The following is a 17,344-nucleotide window of genomic DNA, read 5'->3' on the forward strand; positions in this document are numbered from 1 at the left end:
CACCGGCAATGCCTAGAAGGAACCCTCGCGATCAAAAGGCTTCTACGCATAGAAGCGCCGCGATCAGCGGTCGGTTAACCCAAACATTGCCCCCGGTTTTCAGGCAAGCCTATAATTCTACTATCTTTCTATCCACTTACTCAAGCCAAAGACACTTCGCCATACATGGGACTCGTTACCAACCCCGCCGATCTGGACAAAATGCGCGCCGCCTGCCAGGACGCCGCCAAAATCCTCGATTTCATTACCCCTCACGTCAAACCAGGTGTCACCACGGGTGAGCTGGACCGCCTGTGCCTGGAATACCTGACTGACGAGCTCAAGGTGAAATCGGCGACGGTGGGCTACGCGCCTCCGGGATATCCGCCCTTTCCCGGCGCGATCTGTACGTCGGTCAACCACCAGATCTGCCACGGCATCCCCGGCGACAAAGTCCTGAAAAATGGCGATTCGCTCAATATCGACGTCACCATCATCAAAGATGGCTGGTTCGGCGATACCAGCCGCATGTATCACGTCGGCGAGCCCAGCATCCAGTCTCGCCGCCTGGCCGAAGTGACCTTTGAGTGCATGTGGAAAGGCATCCAGCAGGTGCGCAATGGCGCCACGCTGGGCGATATTGGCCACGCCATTCAAAAACATGCTGAATCCAACGGCTATTCCGTGGTGCGCGAATACTGCGGACACGGTGTCGGCCGCCGCTTTCACGAAGATCCCCAGGTCCTGCACTATGGCAAGCCCGGTACGGGCGTGCCGTTGGTGACCGGGATGATTTTCACGATCGAACCCATGATCAACGCCGGACGGCGCGAGATTCGCCAATTGTCCGATGGCTGGACGGTCGTTACCCGCGATCACAGTCTGTCGGCACAATGGGAACATACCATTCTGGTCACGGACACCGGCTACGAAGTCCTGACGCTGTCGGCCGGCGTGCGCCAGCCGCCCGACTTCATCGCCGACCGGCTCGTATTGCCGGCTGCCTGATCGCAGGCGTGCATGGCACGATAGGGCGCCGTCCGCGCGCCCTGACGACCAGCCTGGCATCAGATGTCAGCCAGACGCCGGGCTGAATGAGCGTCTGGCGACATTGCGTTTTGTTATGTACACCTACAGGGCAGGTCTGCCATGAACGCCACCCCAACCAGGCTATCCGATCTGCGCGAACGCCTCCAGGCTGCCCGCCGTGCCGCTATTGCGCAGTTTCGCCAGCATCGACGGCCCGATACGCTCCTGACCGATCTGCGGCGCCTTGTCGATCAGGCGCTGCGCGACTTACTCAAGCTGCATCCTCTGCCTGCTGGCGCCACATTGGCGGCCGTCGGCGGCTATGGCCGTGGCGAGCTCTATCCCCACTCTGACGTCGACCTGCTGATCCTGTTGCACCATGCGCCCTCGCCTACCGATGCCGAGGCCATTCAGGCGCTGGTTGCCGCACTCTGGGATCTAGGGCTCGAGCCAGGGCACAGCGTGCGCACCCTCGAGGACTGCGTCCGCGAAGCCGATGCCGACATCACTGTCCAAACCTCCCTACTCGAATCGCGTTGGCTGGCCGGCAGCCGCTCGCTCATGAAACAGTTCGAGGCCACCATCCAACAGCAGATGGACGCGCCGGCCTTTTTCCAGGCTAAACGCGTGGAAATGCAGCAGCGTCATGCTCGCTATCAAGACACCCCGTACGCACTGGAACCCAATTGCAAGGAATCTCCGGGCGGGCTGCGCGACCTGCAAGTGATCTTGTGGATGGCTCGCGCGGCGGGCTTTGGCGGCACCTGGAAAGCCGTCGCACAGGCGGGATTATTGACGCCCTCCGAGGCACGCGATTTGCGCCGCGCCGAGCAGGCTTTCAAACGCCTGCGGATTGAATTGCATCTGCTGACAGGCCGTCGCGAGGACCGGCTGCTGTTTGACCTGCAGCCCGGGCTGGCGGAGGTCTATGGCATACAGGCCACGGCCACACGCCGCAGCAGCGAAATATTGATGCAGCGCTATTATTGGGCTGCACGCCTGGTGACGCAGTTAAACGCGATCCTGGTGCCCAGCATCGAGGAGCGCCTCTACCCTCGTCCCGACACCGACGCACGCGACATCGACGAAGATTTTCGCAACGTGCGCAACCGTCTGGACATCGTGCGTGACGACGGATTCGAACGCAAACCGACACTGTTGCTGCGCGCATTCCTATTGATGCAGCAGCACACTGAGTTGACCGGCATGTCGCCGCGCACCCTGCGCGCCATCTGGCACTCGCGCGACCGCATCGATGCACAGTTCCGGCGCAACCCGGTCAACCGCAAACTGTTCCTGCAAATCCTGCAACAGCCGCGCGGCATTGTGCACGAACTGCGGCGCATGACGATGCTGAACATTTTGCCGCGCTACCTGCCGGTATTTCGGCGCATTGTGGGGCAAATGCAGCACGACTTGTTCCATGTCTATACCGTCGATCAACACACCCTCGCCGTCGTGCGCAATGTTCGTCGCTTCACCATGCCCGAGCATGCCCAGGAGTACCCCTTGGCCAGCCAGTTGATCGCGAACCTCGAACGCCATTGGCTGCTGTATGTCGCGGCATTGTTTCACGACATCGCCAAAGGCCGCGGCGGTGATCACTCGGAACTGGGCGCGCGCGAAGTGCGCCGTTTCGCTCACGATCATGGCCTGGATCCCGAGGATGCAGAGTTGGTAGAGTTTCTCGTGCGCCAGCATCTGCTGATGTCTGCCGTGGCGCAAAAACGCGATCTCTCCGACCCTGCCGTGATCGCCGATTTTGCCGCCACCGTACGCGATGAACGGCATCTGACCGCACTGTATTTGCTGACGGTGGCCGATATCCGCGGCACCAGCCCCAAAGTCTGGAATGCCTGGAAAGGCAAGCTCCTGGAGGACCTCTATCGCCTGACCTTAGCGGCGCTGGGGGGATCGCCTGCCGACACGCACACCGTATTGACCGAACGCAAAGAAGAAGCTGCACGCTTGACGCGTTTGGCAGGTCTGCGAGACGACGCCCGCGAAGCATTCTGGAATCAGTTGGACGTGGCATATTTCCTGCGCCACGACGCGTCTGATATCGCATGGCACACACGCCATTTGTACTATCAAGTCGCACCCGATGGCCCGGTCGTACGTGCCCGCCCCACCGAGCACAGCGAAGGACTGCAGATCATGGTGTACACGCGAGATGTCGCAGAGCTGGTGGTTGCGATTTGCGGATACTTTGACGCCAAGGCGCTGAGCATTCAAGATGCCCGCATTCACACTACGCGGCACGGCTGGGCATTGGACAGTTTCATCGTGCTGCCGCCGGAGGGCACGTCGGATCTGCGTGCGCAGGCGACGTTGATTGAACACGAACTGACGCAGCGTTTGCGCCAGTTGCAGGATGGCACGAGCGCTTCGACCACATACCAGGTGGCTGCGCAACGGCGTCAATCCCGCATTTCGAAGGCCTTTCCAGTGCTGCCTCAGGCTGAATTGCAGCCCGATGAACGTAGCCAATCATGGCGTTTGTCTGTGACGGCGACGGATCGCCCCGGGTTGTTGCATGCGTTGACGCGGGTGTTTTCCAAGCACAAGGTCGAGGTCAGTATGGCGAAGATCATGACGCTTGGCGATCGTGTCGAAGACGTATTCATTCTCACGGGATCGACGCTGGAGAAGCCGCGTAGTCAGATGCAGTTTGAGCGGGCGGTGTTGGATGCGCTAGCCGGGGATGAAGAGCAAAAGCGGGCGGCTTGAGGGGTTATGTCGGTGTTTGTGTTGTTGTGAGCGTTGTTGGTTCTTTTGACGCTGGCGGCCGGGGTGCGAAGGCGATGCTGGCCTAATCGCAACGGCTCGGCGCAAGACCAGGCGCCGAGGTCCGCTTCGCGGACTGCCCGTCGCTCAAAAGGCCAGCATCGCCTTCGCACCCCGGCCGCCAGCTGCATTAGAGATTAACGACGGCTGTCAAAACAATCTCCAGATTGCCCACATCCAGTGCTAAAGCCGTGGTTCAACGATTCACCTGCTAAAAATCCTGACGCATGCCAGACAGCGTCCGCGGCATTTCCTCATTGTGAGTTCCAGCTGGGCGCCTGAAAGCCGCGCCGGGCCGTTGAGCCGCGATTTAGCCCGCGAAGCGGGCCGAGGCCCCTGGTCACGGGCCGAGTCGCGGCGATAGGCCCGGCGCGGCTTTCAGGCGCCCAGCTGGAACGCCTAAAGAACGACAACCCCGCAACAGCAACAGCAGTATCCGCAAACACAATAGTCGAATCAAAGCACTTTGCTCCGCCGAACCCTAACTTCAGCAAAAGCAAATAGTCACCACAAGCTCCACCGGTAACACTCTATCCGTGCCGCACACATTGCGACCGAGATACCAATAACGTCGGAACATCAAGACATCCGGCGACCGTGGAGACTTTCATGATCAAGAACGTACGACGTCTTGCGATGGTGTGCGCGTTGGCTGGCGCCGCTCAGGCAAACGCGGCCTGGCCCGAACACCCCATCACCATCATCGTCCCAGCCGCCCCAGGCGGCACCACAGACATCGTGGCCCGACTCGTAGGCGAAAAACTCAGCACGGCGTTGAAACAGCAAGTCGTCATAGAAAACCGCGCCGGCGCCGGAGGGATCATTGGCGCACAGCTTGTAGCCCGAGCCAAGAATGACGGCTATACGTTTCTCATGGGCAATATCGGGCCCAACGCCATCAACTATTCCCTGTACAAAGCGCTCCCCTACAAACCCACCGACTTCACGCCCGTGACCCAGGTCATCATGGTGCCAAACATCCTGGTCGTGAACGCCAAATCGCCCTACAAGACTGCCGCAGACTTGATCGCTGCCGCAAAAAAAGAACCCCTCACTGTTGGGTCCTCCGGCACAGGCCAATCGCCTCACATGTCCGCCGAGATGTTCAAACAGCGCACCGGGATCGAGGCCACTCACGTCCCGTATAAAGGCGCCGGCCCCGCTGTCGCCGCATTGCTCGGATCCCAATTCACCTTCATGATCGACAACCTTCCGAGCTCGCTGGGCTCCATACAGGATGGAAAATTTCGGGCGCTGGCTGTGACCAGTGCAAAACGATCGCCCGTGCTGCCCGATGTTCCCACCATGGAAGAGGCCGGCGTGAAAGACATGGTCGTCACCGCTTGGTTCGGCCTATTCGCCCCTGCAGGCACCGATATGAATATCGTGAACCAACTGCAGCAAGCCACCAACAAGATCATCCACGACGGTCCCATCGCCGAACGTTTTCGTGCATTGGGTGGCGAGCCTGGGGGCGATACGCCCAAAGACTATGCGGCGTTCGTGGAGCGTGAACGTACGCAATGGAAAGACATTGTGCAGAAAGCGGGCCTGAAGCAGGAGTAGCCGGTGATCAACAAAATATGCCCTTCCCTGCGGGACGCCGTCTCCGCCATCCAAGACGGCGCTAGCATCATGATTGGTGGGTTTGGTGACGCCGGTGTCCCGATGCAATTGATGCAGGCCTTGTTGCAACGAGGCTCGCGGGACTTGACGATCATCAGCAACAACAGCGGCACATTCGATCGCGGCATTGCGGCGCTCATCCAGGCCCGGCAGGTGAGCAAGGTCATCTGTTCGCACCCCCGCCCGCCTAATTCCGAGGTCTTTGCCGCCGCGTATCGCGCAGGCCAAGTTGCACTCGAGGTCGTGCCGCAAGGCACGCTGGCCGAACGCATTCGCGCGGGCGGTGCTGGATTAGGACCATTTTTTACACCTACCGGCTATGGCACGCCACTGGCCGAGGGCAAGCAGACTTGCGTCATCGATGACATCGGCTATGTGCTGGAACAGCCGTTGCGCGCTGACTTTGCATTGGTGCGCGGCCATCTCGGTGATCGCTGGGGCAACTTGACCTATCGGTTTGCGGCGCGCAATTTCAATCCCGTCATGAGTTCAGCCGCACGGCACACCATCGCCCAGGTCGACGAGATCGTAGATCTAGGCACCATTGCACCTGAGCATGTCATGACCCCGGGCATTTTTGTAAAGACCGTGGTACTCGCCAAGGATCCTCAATGAGTCAAGCGCTATTGCCTCCACGCGAACAACGCTTATCCCGCCATCACATCGCTCAACTCGTGGCCGGTGACATCCCTGACGGCGCTATCGTCAATCTAGGCATTGGCATGCCCACGCTAGTGTCGAATTATCTCCCGCCCGATCGAGAAATCGTGCTGCACAGCGAGAATGGCATTCTGGGCATGGGCGCCGTTGTCGAGGGCGCGCAGGCCGATCCCGATCTGATCAACGCCAGCCGCGAGACGATCTCGCTCTTGCCGGGCGCATCCATCTCAGAACACACGGTTTCGTTTGCCATGATGCGCGGCGGCCATCTGGACTACACCGTGCTGGGCGGATTCCAGGTCGCGGCCAACGGGGATCTGGCCAATTGGATTACCGATGCACAGGACGCCATTCCCGCCGTGGGCGGTGCGATGGATCTGGCAGTAGGCGCGCGCAAGGTCTACATCACAATGGATCATTGCACACGCGAAGGCATGCCGAAGCTGTTGAACCGGTGCAGCTATCCGCTGACCGGCTTAAAGGTGGTGGATCGCGTCTACACCGACATGGCTGTGGTCGACATTACGCCCCAAGGAATGGTGCTCTACGCCATTCTGGACGGGATCAGCACCGCCACGCTGCAATCCTTCACACAAGCCACGCTGCACACGCCGATCCCGCCGCGCCTCATCGAACGCGTATCCGATGATCGCGTGCAATATCGAGCATGATCGACGCCTTGGATCGACGTTGCTCGAACGCGATTGGATAACGGACATCGCTGACCGTAACGAAAGCAAATCCGAGGACGACAGCCTCATCACACACCAGAAAGCAGGAGACGTCATGACGACCACAGCGACACTGAATCGACGTTGGGCACACCTGATTGGCGCTGCCGCATTGAGCTTGACGAGCGCTCTGAGTTACCTGCTAACACCCGACATCGCGAACGCGGCATCCGATTATCCCGACAAGCCGATTACGCTGCTGATCCCCTACCCGCCCGGCGGCAGCGCGGACATGCTGGCACGCCCGCTGGGCGCGGTGCTGCAGAAAGAACTGGGCCAACCCATTGTCATCGAGTACAAACCCGGTGCGGGTGGCTCCATTGCGACAGCCCAGCTCGCGCGCTCGGCGCCAGACGGCTATACCGTGCTGATGGTGCTGGCCGCGCACGCGATCAATCCCAGCCTGTATTCCTCATTGCCATATGACACGCGCAAGGATTTCGCGCCGGTATCCTGGGTGGCGAATCTGCCGCTGTTGGCGGTCGCGCCGACAGCAGCGCCGTACGACACCTTGCCCGACATGATTGCGTACGCGAAAGCGCATCCCGGCAAGATATCATTCGCGTCCGCCGGCAACGGCAATACCAGTCACCTGGCGGTCGAGTTGTTCAAACGCAAGGCCGGCATCGAGCTGCTGCATGTGCCATACAAAGGCAGCGGCCCGGCCGTGGTGGCCTTGATAGGCAACGAAGTGGGATTGATGTTCGACAGTATTTCCACATCATTACCCCAGGTCAAAGCCGGCAAACTCAAGGCATTGGCGGTGACGGGCAACACACGTGCAGCGGTATTGCCCCAAGTCCCCACTGTGCAGGAATCCGGCACGCCTGATTTTGTGGTCAATGGCTGGTACGGCATCATTGCTCCCGCAGGGGTGCCCAACGATGTCGTCGACAAACTCAGCAAAAGCATAGCCAACGCGGTAAAACAGCCCGCATTACAGCAGCAACTGGCCGGCTATGGCTACGAGGTCGTGGGGTCGACTCCCGCGGAGTTCGGTAAACACATCGATGCCGAACTCGATACGTGGCACCAGGTGATCACGGATGCCCAGGTGAAACTGCAATAGGCATTCGCGATCATCTCTGTGCAGGCCGAGCCTCATTGGCCGCACAGAGATTAAATCCGTCCGCCGAAGATCCGCTATCACGCAGCCGCGCGCAACGGCGTGGCATCGGCGCGTGCCAATTGCGCCGCCGCATCGCGCAACGCCGTACGCAAGCCTTCTTCCACCACCGGGTGATAGAACGGCATGTCGAGCATTTGCGCAATCGTCAGCTCTTGCTGCGCGGCCCATGCCAGCAAATGACCAATGTGTTCGGCCGAAGGCCCGATCATCTCTGCGCCCAGGAAACGTCCCGTGCCGATCTCTGCATAGACGTGCAACATGCCTTTGTTCTTCCGCATGACGCGCGAGCGGCCTTGGTCGCCGAAATCCACTTCGCCCGTGACGTATCCGTTCTGCGGTAAACGGCTGTACGGCGTTCCCACCAACGCGATTTGCGGGTCCGAAAAAACCACGCCTAACTGCGCCCGTCGCAAACCAGGCTGCACGTCGGGATACCGCGCGGCGTTCTGGCCCGCAATGCGCCCTTCGTCAGCAGCCTCGTGCAACAACGGCACGTCTGCATTCGCATCACCAGCGATAAAGATCTGCGAATTGCCAGACTGCAACGTATGCCGGTCGAATTCCGGCACACCGCGCGCATCGCGTACGAGGCTGGTGTTTTGCAGATCCAGTTGATCGACATTCGGGCGCCGGCCAGTTGCGACCAACGCATAATCGAATGTCTCGGTACGTTCGGTGTTATCCAACGCGATGTAGCGCACCTCCACCTGATCGCCGACACGCGTGGTCGACAGGACACGCGCATCCGGATCCAGATAGAACTCGTCCTGGAATGTGCGGCGCGCACGCTGGCGCACGGCGGGATCACTCAGTCCACCCAGACTGCCGCTCACGCCGAACACCCGCACGCGCACGCCCAGACGCGACAGCGCTTGCCCCAGCTCCAGTCCAATCACGCCAGGACCAAAGGCCGCCACACTGCTGGGCAAGTCGTCCCAATCAAACACGTCATCGTTCACTACGAGGCGATCACCCAACCCCTGGAACGGCGCAGGCACCACGGGACGCGAACCCGTCGCTATCACCACGCTAGCCGCCTGAATTTCGATTTGATCGTCGACGTGCAATACCGTGTCTGAAACGAACTTCGCGTACCCAGGGATTTTGTCCTCGGCAGGAATGTTTTCAACGCCTTCGAGCACGAATCCGACAAAGCGATCACGCTCGCGGCGGACACGCGCCATGACTTCGCGCCCATCAACGCGGATCGGCCCATCTACATGCACACCGAACGGCGCCGTATGGGCAGCATGATGAGCAGCCTCGGCTGCGGCGATCAAGAGTTTGGAAGGCATGCATCCGACACGCGCACATGTCGTCCCATAGGGACCGCCCTCGATCAATAGCGCCCGTTTGCCAGCCGCTCGCGCCGCACGATACGCCGCGAGCCCCGCGGTGCCAGCGCCAATCACCGCAACATCGGTATGCAGAATCTTCATCATTGTTCCCACTGAATCTTACGTTGCGCCCTAAGCAAGGCGAACGCGACTAAAAAACCCCACGTTGCGTCTTCAGCTTGCTTCAACAGCGTTGATGCAGCAAAGCGCATGACATCCGTAAATGGCAGCCATTGCGAGCAGGAGGTCGGCGTGTAAAAGCCCCGCCGGGCCGTTGAGCCGCGATTTAGCCCGCGAAGCGGGCCGAGGCCCCTGCTCATGGGCCGAGTCGCGGCGATAGGCCCGGCGGGGCTTTTACACGCCGACCTCCTGCGCCAAAAGAACTCCGCACTACGCATGCCACAGACAACAACCCTGGCCAAAACCCCACGCCGCGCCTTTCGCTTGCTGCCCCCGGCGACAAAAAAAAACCCACGCTGCGCCTTCGACTTGCTGCCCCCCAAGGGGCGCTTTTTGTCTTGGGACGGCCCGGCGACAAAAAAGCCCTCACAGCCGCCGTAACGGCTGGCACGAGCGTTTATTTATGAAAAACGGTTCAAGGGAGGCCAGAAACTCCCAGCCCCCCCGTGGCCATCAGGCGAAATGCGCCTTCAGATCTTCCAAGCCACCAATCAGCGTGCCGTTGATAAAGACCTGCGGAGCAGTCCCTTTACCCGACACCGCGCCGATCACACGGCCGCGCACCTTGTTTTCCAAGGGGATTTCGATGGCGTTGTAGCCTTTCTCATCCAACAGGGCCTTGGCTTCCACGCAGAACGGGCAACCCGGCTTGGAGAACACGACGACTTGATCGGGCTTCTTGGCCTTCGGGGCAAAGTAAGCCAGCATCGTGTCCGCATCGGACACCTCAAACGGGTCGCCTTCTTTTTCCGGCTCGATGAACATTTTTTCCACCACGCCGTCTTTCACCAGCATGGAATAGCGCCAGCTGCGCTTGCCAAAGCCCAAATCGCGCTTGTCGACCAGCATGCCCATGCCCTCGGTGAAATCACCGTTGCCATCGGGCAGTAGCGTGATGTTCGCGGATTCCTGGTCCTTGGCCCATTCGTTCATCACGAACGTGTCGTTCACCGACACGCAGACGATGCTATCGACGCCTTCGGCAAAAAATGCAGATGCCAGTTCGTTGTAACGCGGCAGGTGGGTCGACGAGCAAGTCGGCGTAAAAGCGCCAGGCAGGGAGAAGACGACAACAGTCTTGTTCTTGAAAATATCGTCGGTCGTCACCTGTTTCCAGTCATTGCCCTCGCGGACAGGGAAAGTGACGTTAGGGACTCGTTGGCCTTCGCGGTTTTGCAGCATTCGTTTATCTCCAGATGTGTTGAGAGGTCCTCAGCGACCATGTGGAAATAATAAACAATAGCTATTAATTTATCTAATTTAATTATTTAAATTAATTGATAGATAAATTCAATGAACAATTGAAAATCAAAAGACAGTACTAATTAAACAACAAAAGCGCACTATCGAACCAGCACGGAAGCCAAGCCGCCTGCATATCGTTCTGCAGCACGGCCTGTGCCCATGGCGCCTCAGGCCAATTGCGCCTCATAACCCGCCTCGACAATCGCCTGCCGTACTTCCTCTACGTCAGGCGCTCCGTCGACGGTGACGCGATGCGCGCCCAGGTCCGTGGTCACGGTGGCGCTAGGCACCGCTTCTTTCACAGCCTTGGTAATCGTACTCACACAGTGGCCGCAGGTCATGTCGGGAACGTTGAATTGGAAAGACATAAATGCTCCTTTTAGGTAGTCGAAATCAGGTCCGCGCGCCCAGCGAAACATTCGCGTGACCCAGGACCGATTGCAACCAGCTTAAACCTTCCCATGATGTTAAGGTCAAGCCTATCATTGTGCCTCAACGATTCATACTAATTCCCTATCTGCCTATGTATACCTCCACATTTACTTTTGCCAAACGCGACTACGATGATGAATTCCACGCGTTGGACAGCGTCATCGCGCAGACCGCTAAATCGATTCCCGGCTATCTGGGGGAAGAGAGTTGGGAAAATCCGGCAACCGGGCTTATCTCGAATGTGTACTACTGGGAAACACTGGAAGCGCTCCAGCGATTGATTGATCACCCCGCCCATATCGCCGCCAAGCAACAGCAAGCACGCTGGCTCGACGGCTATCAGATCGTCATCGCTCAGATACTCAGAAGCTACGGCGACGGTGGGATTTCTCATCCACTCACTGGTGTGAGCCGCAGCTCATAGCACGTCCATTGTCGGTGCCCGGGTCATACGGCCGTTCCGTATAGCGGCTATGCGGTTGCCGACAAAGTGTGGCTTGCGTTTTTCCACATGCCGAAGTGCCGTGCAATATCAAGCGTACAATTAAGCTTGACCTTCCCATCATGTCAAGGTTGAGACTATCACCATTCGCTCTCAACTTTGACGGAGTTCAGCATGAACGCCTCCTCTCTCACCCAGACAGAGCTTGCCATTACGGGCATGACCTGCGCCTCGTGCGTCAAGCGTGTGGAAAAGGCACTATCGGCCGTACCAGGCGTGAATCAGGCCAGCGTCAACCTGGCCACCGAACGCGCGCAGGTGAATTACGACCCGATTGCCGCAGGCACCGACGCGTTGGTTGCCGCTGTCGTGCGTATGGGTTACGAAGCCCAACCTATCGTCGCCAACGACGGACATGAAGACCGCCAGGCCCAGGCCCGCGCCGAGGAGGCTCGTGCACTGCGCCGGGCCTTCACAGTAGCCGTTATCCTGACCCTGCCGGTTTTTGTATTGGAGATGGGCTCACACATCCTGCCGGGCTTTCATCACTGGATTCTCGACACGCTGGGCCGGGAAAATAGCTGGCGATTGCAGTTCGTGCTGACCACGCTCGTGCTGGCATGGCCCGGCCGTGTGTTCTTTACCAAAGGGCTCATCGCCTTATGGCGCCGCGCACCGGAAATGAACTCTCTGGTAGCAGTGGGTGCGGGCGCGGCGTGGGGCTATTCCACCGTCGCGACCTTTTTGCCGGACTGGTTGCCCAGTAACGCGCTGCATGTCTATTTCGAAGCGGCAGCCGTTATCGTTACGCTGATCTTGTTGGGCCGCATGCTGGAGGCTCGCGCCAAAGGCCGCACTGGCGCTGCTATCAAGCGTCTGATCGGTCTGCAGCCACGCACCGCGCGCGTGCTGCGCGAGGGAAAACTACAGGACGTCCCCATTGACCAGGTCTTGCGCGGCGAACATGTCGTCGTGCGTCCGGGAGAAAAAATCCCCATCGACGGTGAGATTATCGAAGGCCGCTCGTTTGTCGATGAATCCATGCTGACGGGAGAACCTGTTCCTGTCGAAAAAACAGTAGGCATGTCCGCTACCGGCGGCACCCTGAACACCTCAGGCAGTTTCACGCTGCGTGTCACGCATACCGGTGCGGACACCATGTTGGCACGCATCATCGGCATGGTGGAGGCTGCCCAAGGAGCGCGTCTGCCCATTCAGACCCTGGTCGATCAGGTCACCGCTTGGTTTGTGCCGGCCGTCATGGCCGCAGCGCTGCTGACCTTTGCAGCGTGGCTGATGTGGGGGCCGGCGCCTGCCCTGCCCTTTGCGTTGGTGAATGCGGTTGCAGTGCTCATCATCGCCTGCCCTTGCGCCATGGGACTGGCCACGCCGACCTCGATCATGGTGGGTACAGGCCGAGCGGCGGATATGGGTATCCTGTTTCGCCAGGGTGACGCCTTGCAGGCGCTGCGCGACGTAGAAGTGATCGCGTTCGACAAGACCGGCACCTTGACCGAGGGCAAACCTGCGCTCACCGATATCCATACGCGCAACGGATTTGACGAGACAGAGGTGCTGCGTTGGCTGGCTGCCGTACAGACTCGATCCGAGCACCCTATTGCCTTGGCCATCGTCGCGGCGGCCGAGGAGCGCGGCCTGAGTCTGCCAAAAGCCGACGATTTTCAGGCCTTCACCGGTGCCGGCGTACAAGCCACCATCGAAGGCCGCAAGGTCATCGCCGGCAATAGCCGTTTGATGTCCGAGCATGGCGTAGACATCACAGCAAAGCTCGATGTAGACCATGCCGCTACGCAGGATCCCATTGCCGCCTGGGGCGAGGCAGGCAAAACTCCCATCTACGTAGCCGTAGACGGGCAAATTGCTGCCATGGTCGCGGTCAGCGATCCGATCAAGCCTTCTGCCGCGCAATCCATCGCCACACTGCATCGCCTGGGCATCCAAACGGCGATGATTACCGGTGATAACACACATACTGCTCGTGGCGTTGCCCGCCAGCTGGGTATCGACGAAGTGCGCGCCGAAGTCCTGCCGGACGGCAAGGTCGCCGCGATTGAAGACCTGCGCAAAAATGGGCGCCGCCTGGCGTTCGTAGGCGATGGCATCAACGATGCTCCGGCACTGGCGGCCTCGGATATCGGCATTGCTATCGGCACCGGCACCGATGTTGCCATCGAAGCCGCATCGGTGGTCCTCATGGCGGGGGATCTGAATGCCGTTCCCGATGCGATCGCATTGAGCCGCGCCACGATGGCCAATATCCGGCAGAACCTGTTCTGGGCGTTCGCCTATAACGTTGCCTTGATTCCAGTGGCGGCGGGCGCGCTATATCCGGCGTATGGCGTAGCGCTCTCGCCCATGTTCGCTGCTGCGGCAATGGCCATGTCCAGCGTGTTTGTGTTGGGTAACGCGCTACGCCTGCGCCGCTTTCACGCTAGTTCACGACCTGCCGCTGTTTAGGAGATTGACGCCATGAATATTGGACAAGCTGCCACCGCGTCGGGCATCTCTGCCAAGATGATTCGCTATTACGAAAGCATCGGCTTGATTGACTCGGCCACACGCACGGACTCCGGATATCGCGTCTACGGAGACAAGGAACTGCACACCCTGCGCTTCGTGCGCCGTGCGCGGGATCTGGGATTTTCGGTGGAGCAAATGCACGAGCTGCTGGCCCTGTGGCGCGATCGTGACCGCGCCAGCGCGGATGTAAAACGCGTTGCGTTAAGCCATGTAGAAGGCCTGGAGCGCAAGGCCGCGGAACTACAGCAAATGGCCGATACGCTGCGGCATCTGGCCGAACACTGCAAAGGAAACAATCGGCCAGAATGTCCGATTATTGAGGAGTTAGGTGGCGTTGCAGTGACGCATGAGGGTTGAGGTCAAGTGCGATAAATTGGTCCTGTAGGCGAATTGTGCGGCCGACAGCCGCTCTCTAAGATTCAACTTCTGTCAGTTGAATGCATGTATCCCAAAGGATACAATCGCAGATGTTGAAGTTTCTACGTACCAAAGAGTTTGATATATGGCTGTCCTCAATCATCGTACGAGCAAAGAAGCTTTGGGCTGACATTCAGCGGAGCAATAAAATGGTTGAACTACGAGAATTCGACGCAGCAGAATACCTGGAGAATGATGAGGCTATCGCCATGTTTCTCGCCGAGGCGGCGAAAGATGAAAATCCAGATGTTTTTCTCAGCGCGCTTTCCGTTGCCGCGCGTGCTCGAGGTATCACAGAGATTGCAAAGAAGACAGGGCTCGGCCGTACCAGCCTTTATAAGGCCTTAGCCCCCGGCGCCAACCCAAGCTATCTCACGCTACGCAAGGTAATGAGCGCGCTTGGCGTCCATTTCAGTGCAACCACAGATCACCCTCATCACTCCGCGCATGCGTGACAATCTACCCTCCAGCCTTCTGTCGCCCCGCCCGGCGCGCATTGCGCGCCACCGTACGCCGGGACATTTCTGAGTCCAGGATCAAGCGGCCTTTCAGTTTGCCGTGCATGCGTGTCACTGACCGCATGCAGTCATGCATGTGATCGCTCATCAATGCTCGTACGCGCTCTGCGTCACGCTCTCGCGCAGCTTGCAGGATCTGCTTGTGGAATTTTGTGTTCGACATACCGAATCTTGCCTGTTCCTGCGGTGGCATCTCGTTGTCGAAGACGGTCAGTTGCCGGATCATCTGATTGATCATTTCGCAGCTGAAGCGCAAAAAAGAATTCGGGCAGGCCGCGGCAAAAATGTCGTGGAAGTTCATTTCCTCCTGCCGCTGCGCCAGCGGGTCCTCGACATGTTCCGCCATCGGGTCGCAGCATTGGATGTTGTGCTCCAGCGCGGCAAAGTGCGCATCGGTCAAATGCGCAACGGCGCTGGCGGCCAGTTCCGGTTCCAGCAGCTTGCGCACCTGGTAGATGTCTTCGATACGCACTTCCTTGAAAAACAGGTAGTTCTGCATTAACTGGAACGTGCGATCCAGCGGCACCTCGACCACCATCCCTCCTCCGCCTGGCCCGGTGCTGACCTTCACCAAGCCCTGTACCTCCAGGGACTTCAGTGCTTCGCGGATCGTGCTTTTGCTCACGGCGAACATGCTCTGCAATTCGCTCTCGCGCGGCAGCTTGTCGCCGGGCAACAGGTTCTTGGCGGTAATCAGCCGCTTGATTTCCTCAGCCACCAGATCGCTGCGTTTGGGTTGGCCCATCGCTGCCGTGGGCTGCATGTCCTGACTGTCAAAGTCCATAACGATCCTTTGCGCATGGGTCGCGTCATTGTCATCCTCACTGCTTTCGGTGCATCGGCCCGACCCAGGGTTAAACCTGATACCCAGATTCTTGACACCGATTGCTGCCCTGCACGATTATGATATTAATCCTATTTATCATGATAAATAGGGTCGCAGGCGCAGCATCAGTGGAAACACCAAGTCCACCTCGAGTCAGAGTCAGCCGTACAGGAATGCGCGCGAGCCGCGCATATAACGTCTATATGCCGCCGCCGATGCGCGCCGCGGCCAGGGAGAAAAATCTTGAATCGCCGTAACCTCTTGAAGATGGCTGCGTTGGGCGCAGTGCCGGGCTCTTTATGGACCGCTCGTTCCGCGCTGGCGCAATCCGCTGGTGCTATCCAGTTCGCCTGCCCGGTGCCTATGTCGGGCGCGTTCGCCGCGAACGGTAAATTCGCGGACCTGGGCATGAAACTCGCCTTGGAACAATACGGCAAGGCGTTGGAGCGTCCCTTGGCCTACACCGTGCTGGACACCGAAGGCAAGCCTGCCACCGCGGTCCGCAAAGTCCAGGAAATTGCCCAGCAAAAAGGCGCCAAATTCTGGGCAGGCGGCATCCTGTCATCCGAAGCATTGGCCATGGGCAAAGAAGCCGAGAAGGCAAATGCCGTGTTCATCACCACCGCGGGCGCCGATGAAATCACCGGCAAGGATTGCAACCGCGCCACGTTCCGCTGGTCAGTGCCCACCTTTGGCGCGATCGAGCAAACCCTGCGCCCGTTGCTGGCGGAAAAACCCGGCGCCAAGCGCGTCTACACCATCACACCGCAGTATGTATTCGGCGAAGGGCTGCTGAATGCCGCCAAGGCGATCCTCAAGGAAAAAGGCATCGAGCACGTAGGCAACAGCTATCACTCGTTGACCGAAAAGGAATTCAGCGGCTACCTGACCAACGCCATGGCCGCACAACCCGACGTGCTGCTGATTCTGAACTTTGGCTCACAATCGTCCGACACGCTGCGCCAGGCAGTCAGCTTTGGCATGAAGCAAAACTGCACCATCCTGATTGCCTGGGCATCGGGTCTGGAGCAATTCGAAAGCCTGGGCGCGGACCTATGCGAAGGCGTGTATTTTGGCGCGCAATACTGGCACGGTATCGATTCGCCGCTGAATAAAGAGTTGGTCCAATTGACCCAGTCCAAGCTGAAGATGAATCCCAACTACAGCCTGGCTGGTTCCTACATCTGCACGCGCATCATGGTAGATGCCATGATCAAGGCCAACAGCGATGACCCCGCGAAAGTCATTGCGCAAATGGAAGGCATGCGCTACGAGGGCCTGACCGGTACCGAAGAAATCCGCAAAGAAGATCACCAGGTGCTGAAAAACTACTACCTGCTAAAGGGCAAGAAAAAATCCGAGATGAAGGACAAGGACGATTACGCGACCATCGTCCATTCCGGACAATCGTTCCTGCCTGTTGCCGAGACTGGCTGCAAGATGTAATGTCCGCACGCCGCGACGC

General features: G+C 58.9%; 15 protein-coding genes. 11 read left to right on the forward strand and 4 right to left on the reverse strand.

Features of this window, described 5'->3' with window-relative positions; genetic code table 11:
* Positions 1 to 165 precede the first annotated feature (165 nt).
* The 6 genes from map (at position 166) to ACYVI2_RS24330 (ending at position 7,881) form a co-directional block, all read left to right on the forward strand.
* A complete protein-coding gene (map, locus tag ACYVI2_RS24305) occupies positions 166 to 987 on the forward strand; it encodes a type I methionyl aminopeptidase (RefSeq protein WP_415817068.1) in 822 nt (273 codons plus the stop codon).
* 141 nt (positions 988 to 1,128) lie between these two features.
* Positions 1,129 to 3,738: a [protein-PII] uridylyltransferase gene (locus tag ACYVI2_RS24310; RefSeq protein ID WP_415817070.1), complete on the forward strand. Its 2,610-nt coding sequence runs from the start codon at positions 1,129 to 1,131 to the stop codon at positions 3,736 to 3,738.
* A 666-nt stretch (positions 3,739 to 4,404) separates the two neighbouring features.
* Positions 4,405 to 5,361 carry a Bug family tripartite tricarboxylate transporter substrate binding protein gene (locus ACYVI2_RS24315; protein ID WP_415817072.1) on the forward strand — a complete coding sequence of 319 codons (957 nt, stop codon included), beginning with the start codon at positions 4,405 to 4,407 and terminating at the stop codon, positions 5,359 to 5,361.
* A 3-nt stretch (positions 5,362 to 5,364) separates the two neighbouring features.
* Positions 5,365 to 6,036: a 3-oxoacid CoA-transferase subunit A gene (locus ACYVI2_RS24320; RefSeq protein WP_415817074.1), complete on the forward strand. Its 672-nt coding sequence runs from the start codon at positions 5,365 to 5,367 to the stop codon at positions 6,034 to 6,036.
* Positions 6,033 to 6,752 carry a 3-oxoacid CoA-transferase subunit B gene (locus ACYVI2_RS24325; RefSeq protein WP_415817076.1) on the forward strand — a complete coding sequence of 240 codons (720 nt, stop codon included), beginning with the start codon at positions 6,033 to 6,035 and terminating at the stop codon, positions 6,750 to 6,752. Before ACYVI2_RS24320 ends, ACYVI2_RS24325 begins: the two co-directional genes overlap by 4 nt.
* 115 nt (positions 6,753 to 6,867) lie before the next feature.
* A complete protein-coding gene (locus tag ACYVI2_RS24330; RefSeq protein WP_415817151.1) occupies positions 6,868 to 7,881 on the forward strand; it encodes a Bug family tripartite tricarboxylate transporter substrate binding protein in 1,014 nt (337 codons plus the stop codon).
* Between the two features lie 77 nt (positions 7,882 to 7,958).
* Here the strand turns inward: ACYVI2_RS24330 and ACYVI2_RS24335 are convergent, their stop codons facing one another.
* The 3 genes from ACYVI2_RS24335 to ACYVI2_RS24345 all read right to left on the reverse strand — a co-directional run bounded on the left by ACYVI2_RS24335 (position 7,959) and on the right by ACYVI2_RS24345 (position 11,071).
* Complete coding sequence (locus tag ACYVI2_RS24335; RefSeq protein WP_415817153.1) at positions 7,959 to 9,380, reverse strand: dihydrolipoyl dehydrogenase; 1,422 nt, start codon at positions 9,378 to 9,380, stop codon at positions 7,959 to 7,961.
* Positions 9,381 to 9,911: 531 nt separating this feature from the next.
* Positions 9,912 to 10,640 carry a glutathione peroxidase gene (locus tag ACYVI2_RS24340; RefSeq protein ID WP_415817080.1) on the reverse strand — a complete coding sequence of 243 codons (729 nt, stop codon included), beginning with the start codon at positions 10,638 to 10,640 and terminating at the stop codon, positions 9,912 to 9,914.
* Positions 10,641 to 10,870: 230 nt separating this feature from the next.
* Complete coding sequence (locus tag ACYVI2_RS24345) at positions 10,871 to 11,071, reverse strand: heavy-metal-associated domain-containing protein (RefSeq protein WP_415817082.1); 201 nt, start codon at positions 11,069 to 11,071, stop codon at positions 10,871 to 10,873.
* A gap of 155 nt (positions 11,072 to 11,226) precedes the next feature.
* Here ACYVI2_RS24345 and ACYVI2_RS24350 point away from each other — a divergent pair, with 155 nt between their 5' ends.
* The 4 genes from ACYVI2_RS24350 to ACYVI2_RS24365 all read left to right on the forward strand — a co-directional run bounded on the left by ACYVI2_RS24350 (position 11,227) and on the right by ACYVI2_RS24365 (position 14,990).
* Complete coding sequence (locus ACYVI2_RS24350) at positions 11,227 to 11,559, forward strand: antibiotic biosynthesis monooxygenase family protein (RefSeq protein ID WP_415817084.1); 333 nt, start codon at positions 11,227 to 11,229, stop codon at positions 11,557 to 11,559.
* Between the two features lie 192 nt (positions 11,560 to 11,751).
* The gene (locus ACYVI2_RS24355; RefSeq protein ID WP_415817086.1) at positions 11,752 to 14,055 is read left to right on the forward strand and encodes a heavy metal translocating P-type ATPase; all 2,304 of its coding nucleotides are present in this window, start codon (positions 11,752 to 11,754) and stop codon (positions 14,053 to 14,055) included.
* A gap of 12 nt (positions 14,056 to 14,067) precedes the next feature.
* On the forward strand, positions 14,068 to 14,475 hold the full coding sequence (gene cueR / locus ACYVI2_RS24360) for a Cu(I)-responsive transcriptional regulator (RefSeq protein WP_415817088.1): 408 nt from the start codon (positions 14,068 to 14,070) through the stop codon (positions 14,473 to 14,475).
* Between the two features lie 110 nt (positions 14,476 to 14,585).
* A complete protein-coding gene (locus ACYVI2_RS24365; RefSeq protein WP_415817090.1) occupies positions 14,586 to 14,990 on the forward strand; it encodes an addiction module antidote protein in 405 nt (134 codons plus the stop codon).
* 4 nt (positions 14,991 to 14,994) lie between these two features.
* On the opposite strand, the gene ACYVI2_RS24370 is transcribed toward ACYVI2_RS24365, so the two are convergent.
* Positions 14,995 to 15,837, reverse strand: a complete 843-nt coding sequence (locus tag ACYVI2_RS24370) for a FadR/GntR family transcriptional regulator (RefSeq protein ID WP_415817092.1) — start codon at positions 15,835 to 15,837, stop codon at positions 14,995 to 14,997.
* Positions 15,838 to 16,122: 285 nt separating this feature from the next.
* On the opposite strand from ACYVI2_RS24370, the gene ACYVI2_RS24375 reads away from it, so the two are divergent.
* Positions 16,123 to 17,325: an ABC transporter substrate-binding protein gene (locus ACYVI2_RS24375; protein ID WP_415817094.1), complete on the forward strand. Its 1,203-nt coding sequence runs from the start codon at positions 16,123 to 16,125 to the stop codon at positions 17,323 to 17,325.
* The last annotated feature ends 19 nt before the right edge of the window (positions 17,326 to 17,344 follow it).

It is taken from the genome of Bordetella tumbae, assembly GCF_054780995.1.

Coding starts and splice junctions, on each gene's coding strand:
- ACYVI2_RS24350 (WP_415817084.1), top strand. CDS start 11,227: ATGTATACCTCCACATTTACTTTTGCCAAACGCGACTACGATGATGAA.
- ACYVI2_RS24335 (WP_415817153.1), bottom strand. CDS start 9,380: ATGAAGATTCTGCATACCGATGTTGCGGTGATTGGCGCTGGCACCGCG.
- ACYVI2_RS24345 (WP_415817082.1), bottom strand. CDS start 11,071: ATGTCTTTCCAATTCAACGTTCCCGACATGACCTGCGGCCACTGTGTG.
- ACYVI2_RS24340 (WP_415817080.1), bottom strand. CDS start 10,640: ATGCTGCAAAACCGCGAAGGCCAACGAGTCCCTAACGTCACTTTCCCT.
- ACYVI2_RS24370 (WP_415817092.1), bottom strand. CDS start 15,837: ATGGACTTTGACAGTCAGGACATGCAGCCCACGGCAGCGATGGGCCAA.
- map (WP_415817068.1), top strand. CDS start 166: ATGGGACTCGTTACCAACCCCGCCGATCTGGACAAAATGCGCGCCGCC.
- ACYVI2_RS24330 (WP_415817151.1), top strand. CDS start 6,868: ATGACGACCACAGCGACACTGAATCGACGTTGGGCACACCTGATTGGC.
- ACYVI2_RS24355 (WP_415817086.1), top strand. CDS start 11,752: ATGAACGCCTCCTCTCTCACCCAGACAGAGCTTGCCATTACGGGCATG.
- ACYVI2_RS24310 (WP_415817070.1), top strand. CDS start 1,129: ATGAACGCCACCCCAACCAGGCTATCCGATCTGCGCGAACGCCTCCAG.
- ACYVI2_RS24315 (WP_415817072.1), top strand. CDS start 4,405: ATGATCAAGAACGTACGACGTCTTGCGATGGTGTGCGCGTTGGCTGGC.
- cueR (WP_415817088.1), top strand. CDS start 14,068: ATGAATATTGGACAAGCTGCCACCGCGTCGGGCATCTCTGCCAAGATG.
- ACYVI2_RS24365 (WP_415817090.1), top strand. CDS start 14,586: ATGTTGAAGTTTCTACGTACCAAAGAGTTTGATATATGGCTGTCCTCA.
- ACYVI2_RS24325 (WP_415817076.1), top strand. CDS start 6,033: ATGAGTCAAGCGCTATTGCCTCCACGCGAACAACGCTTATCCCGCCAT.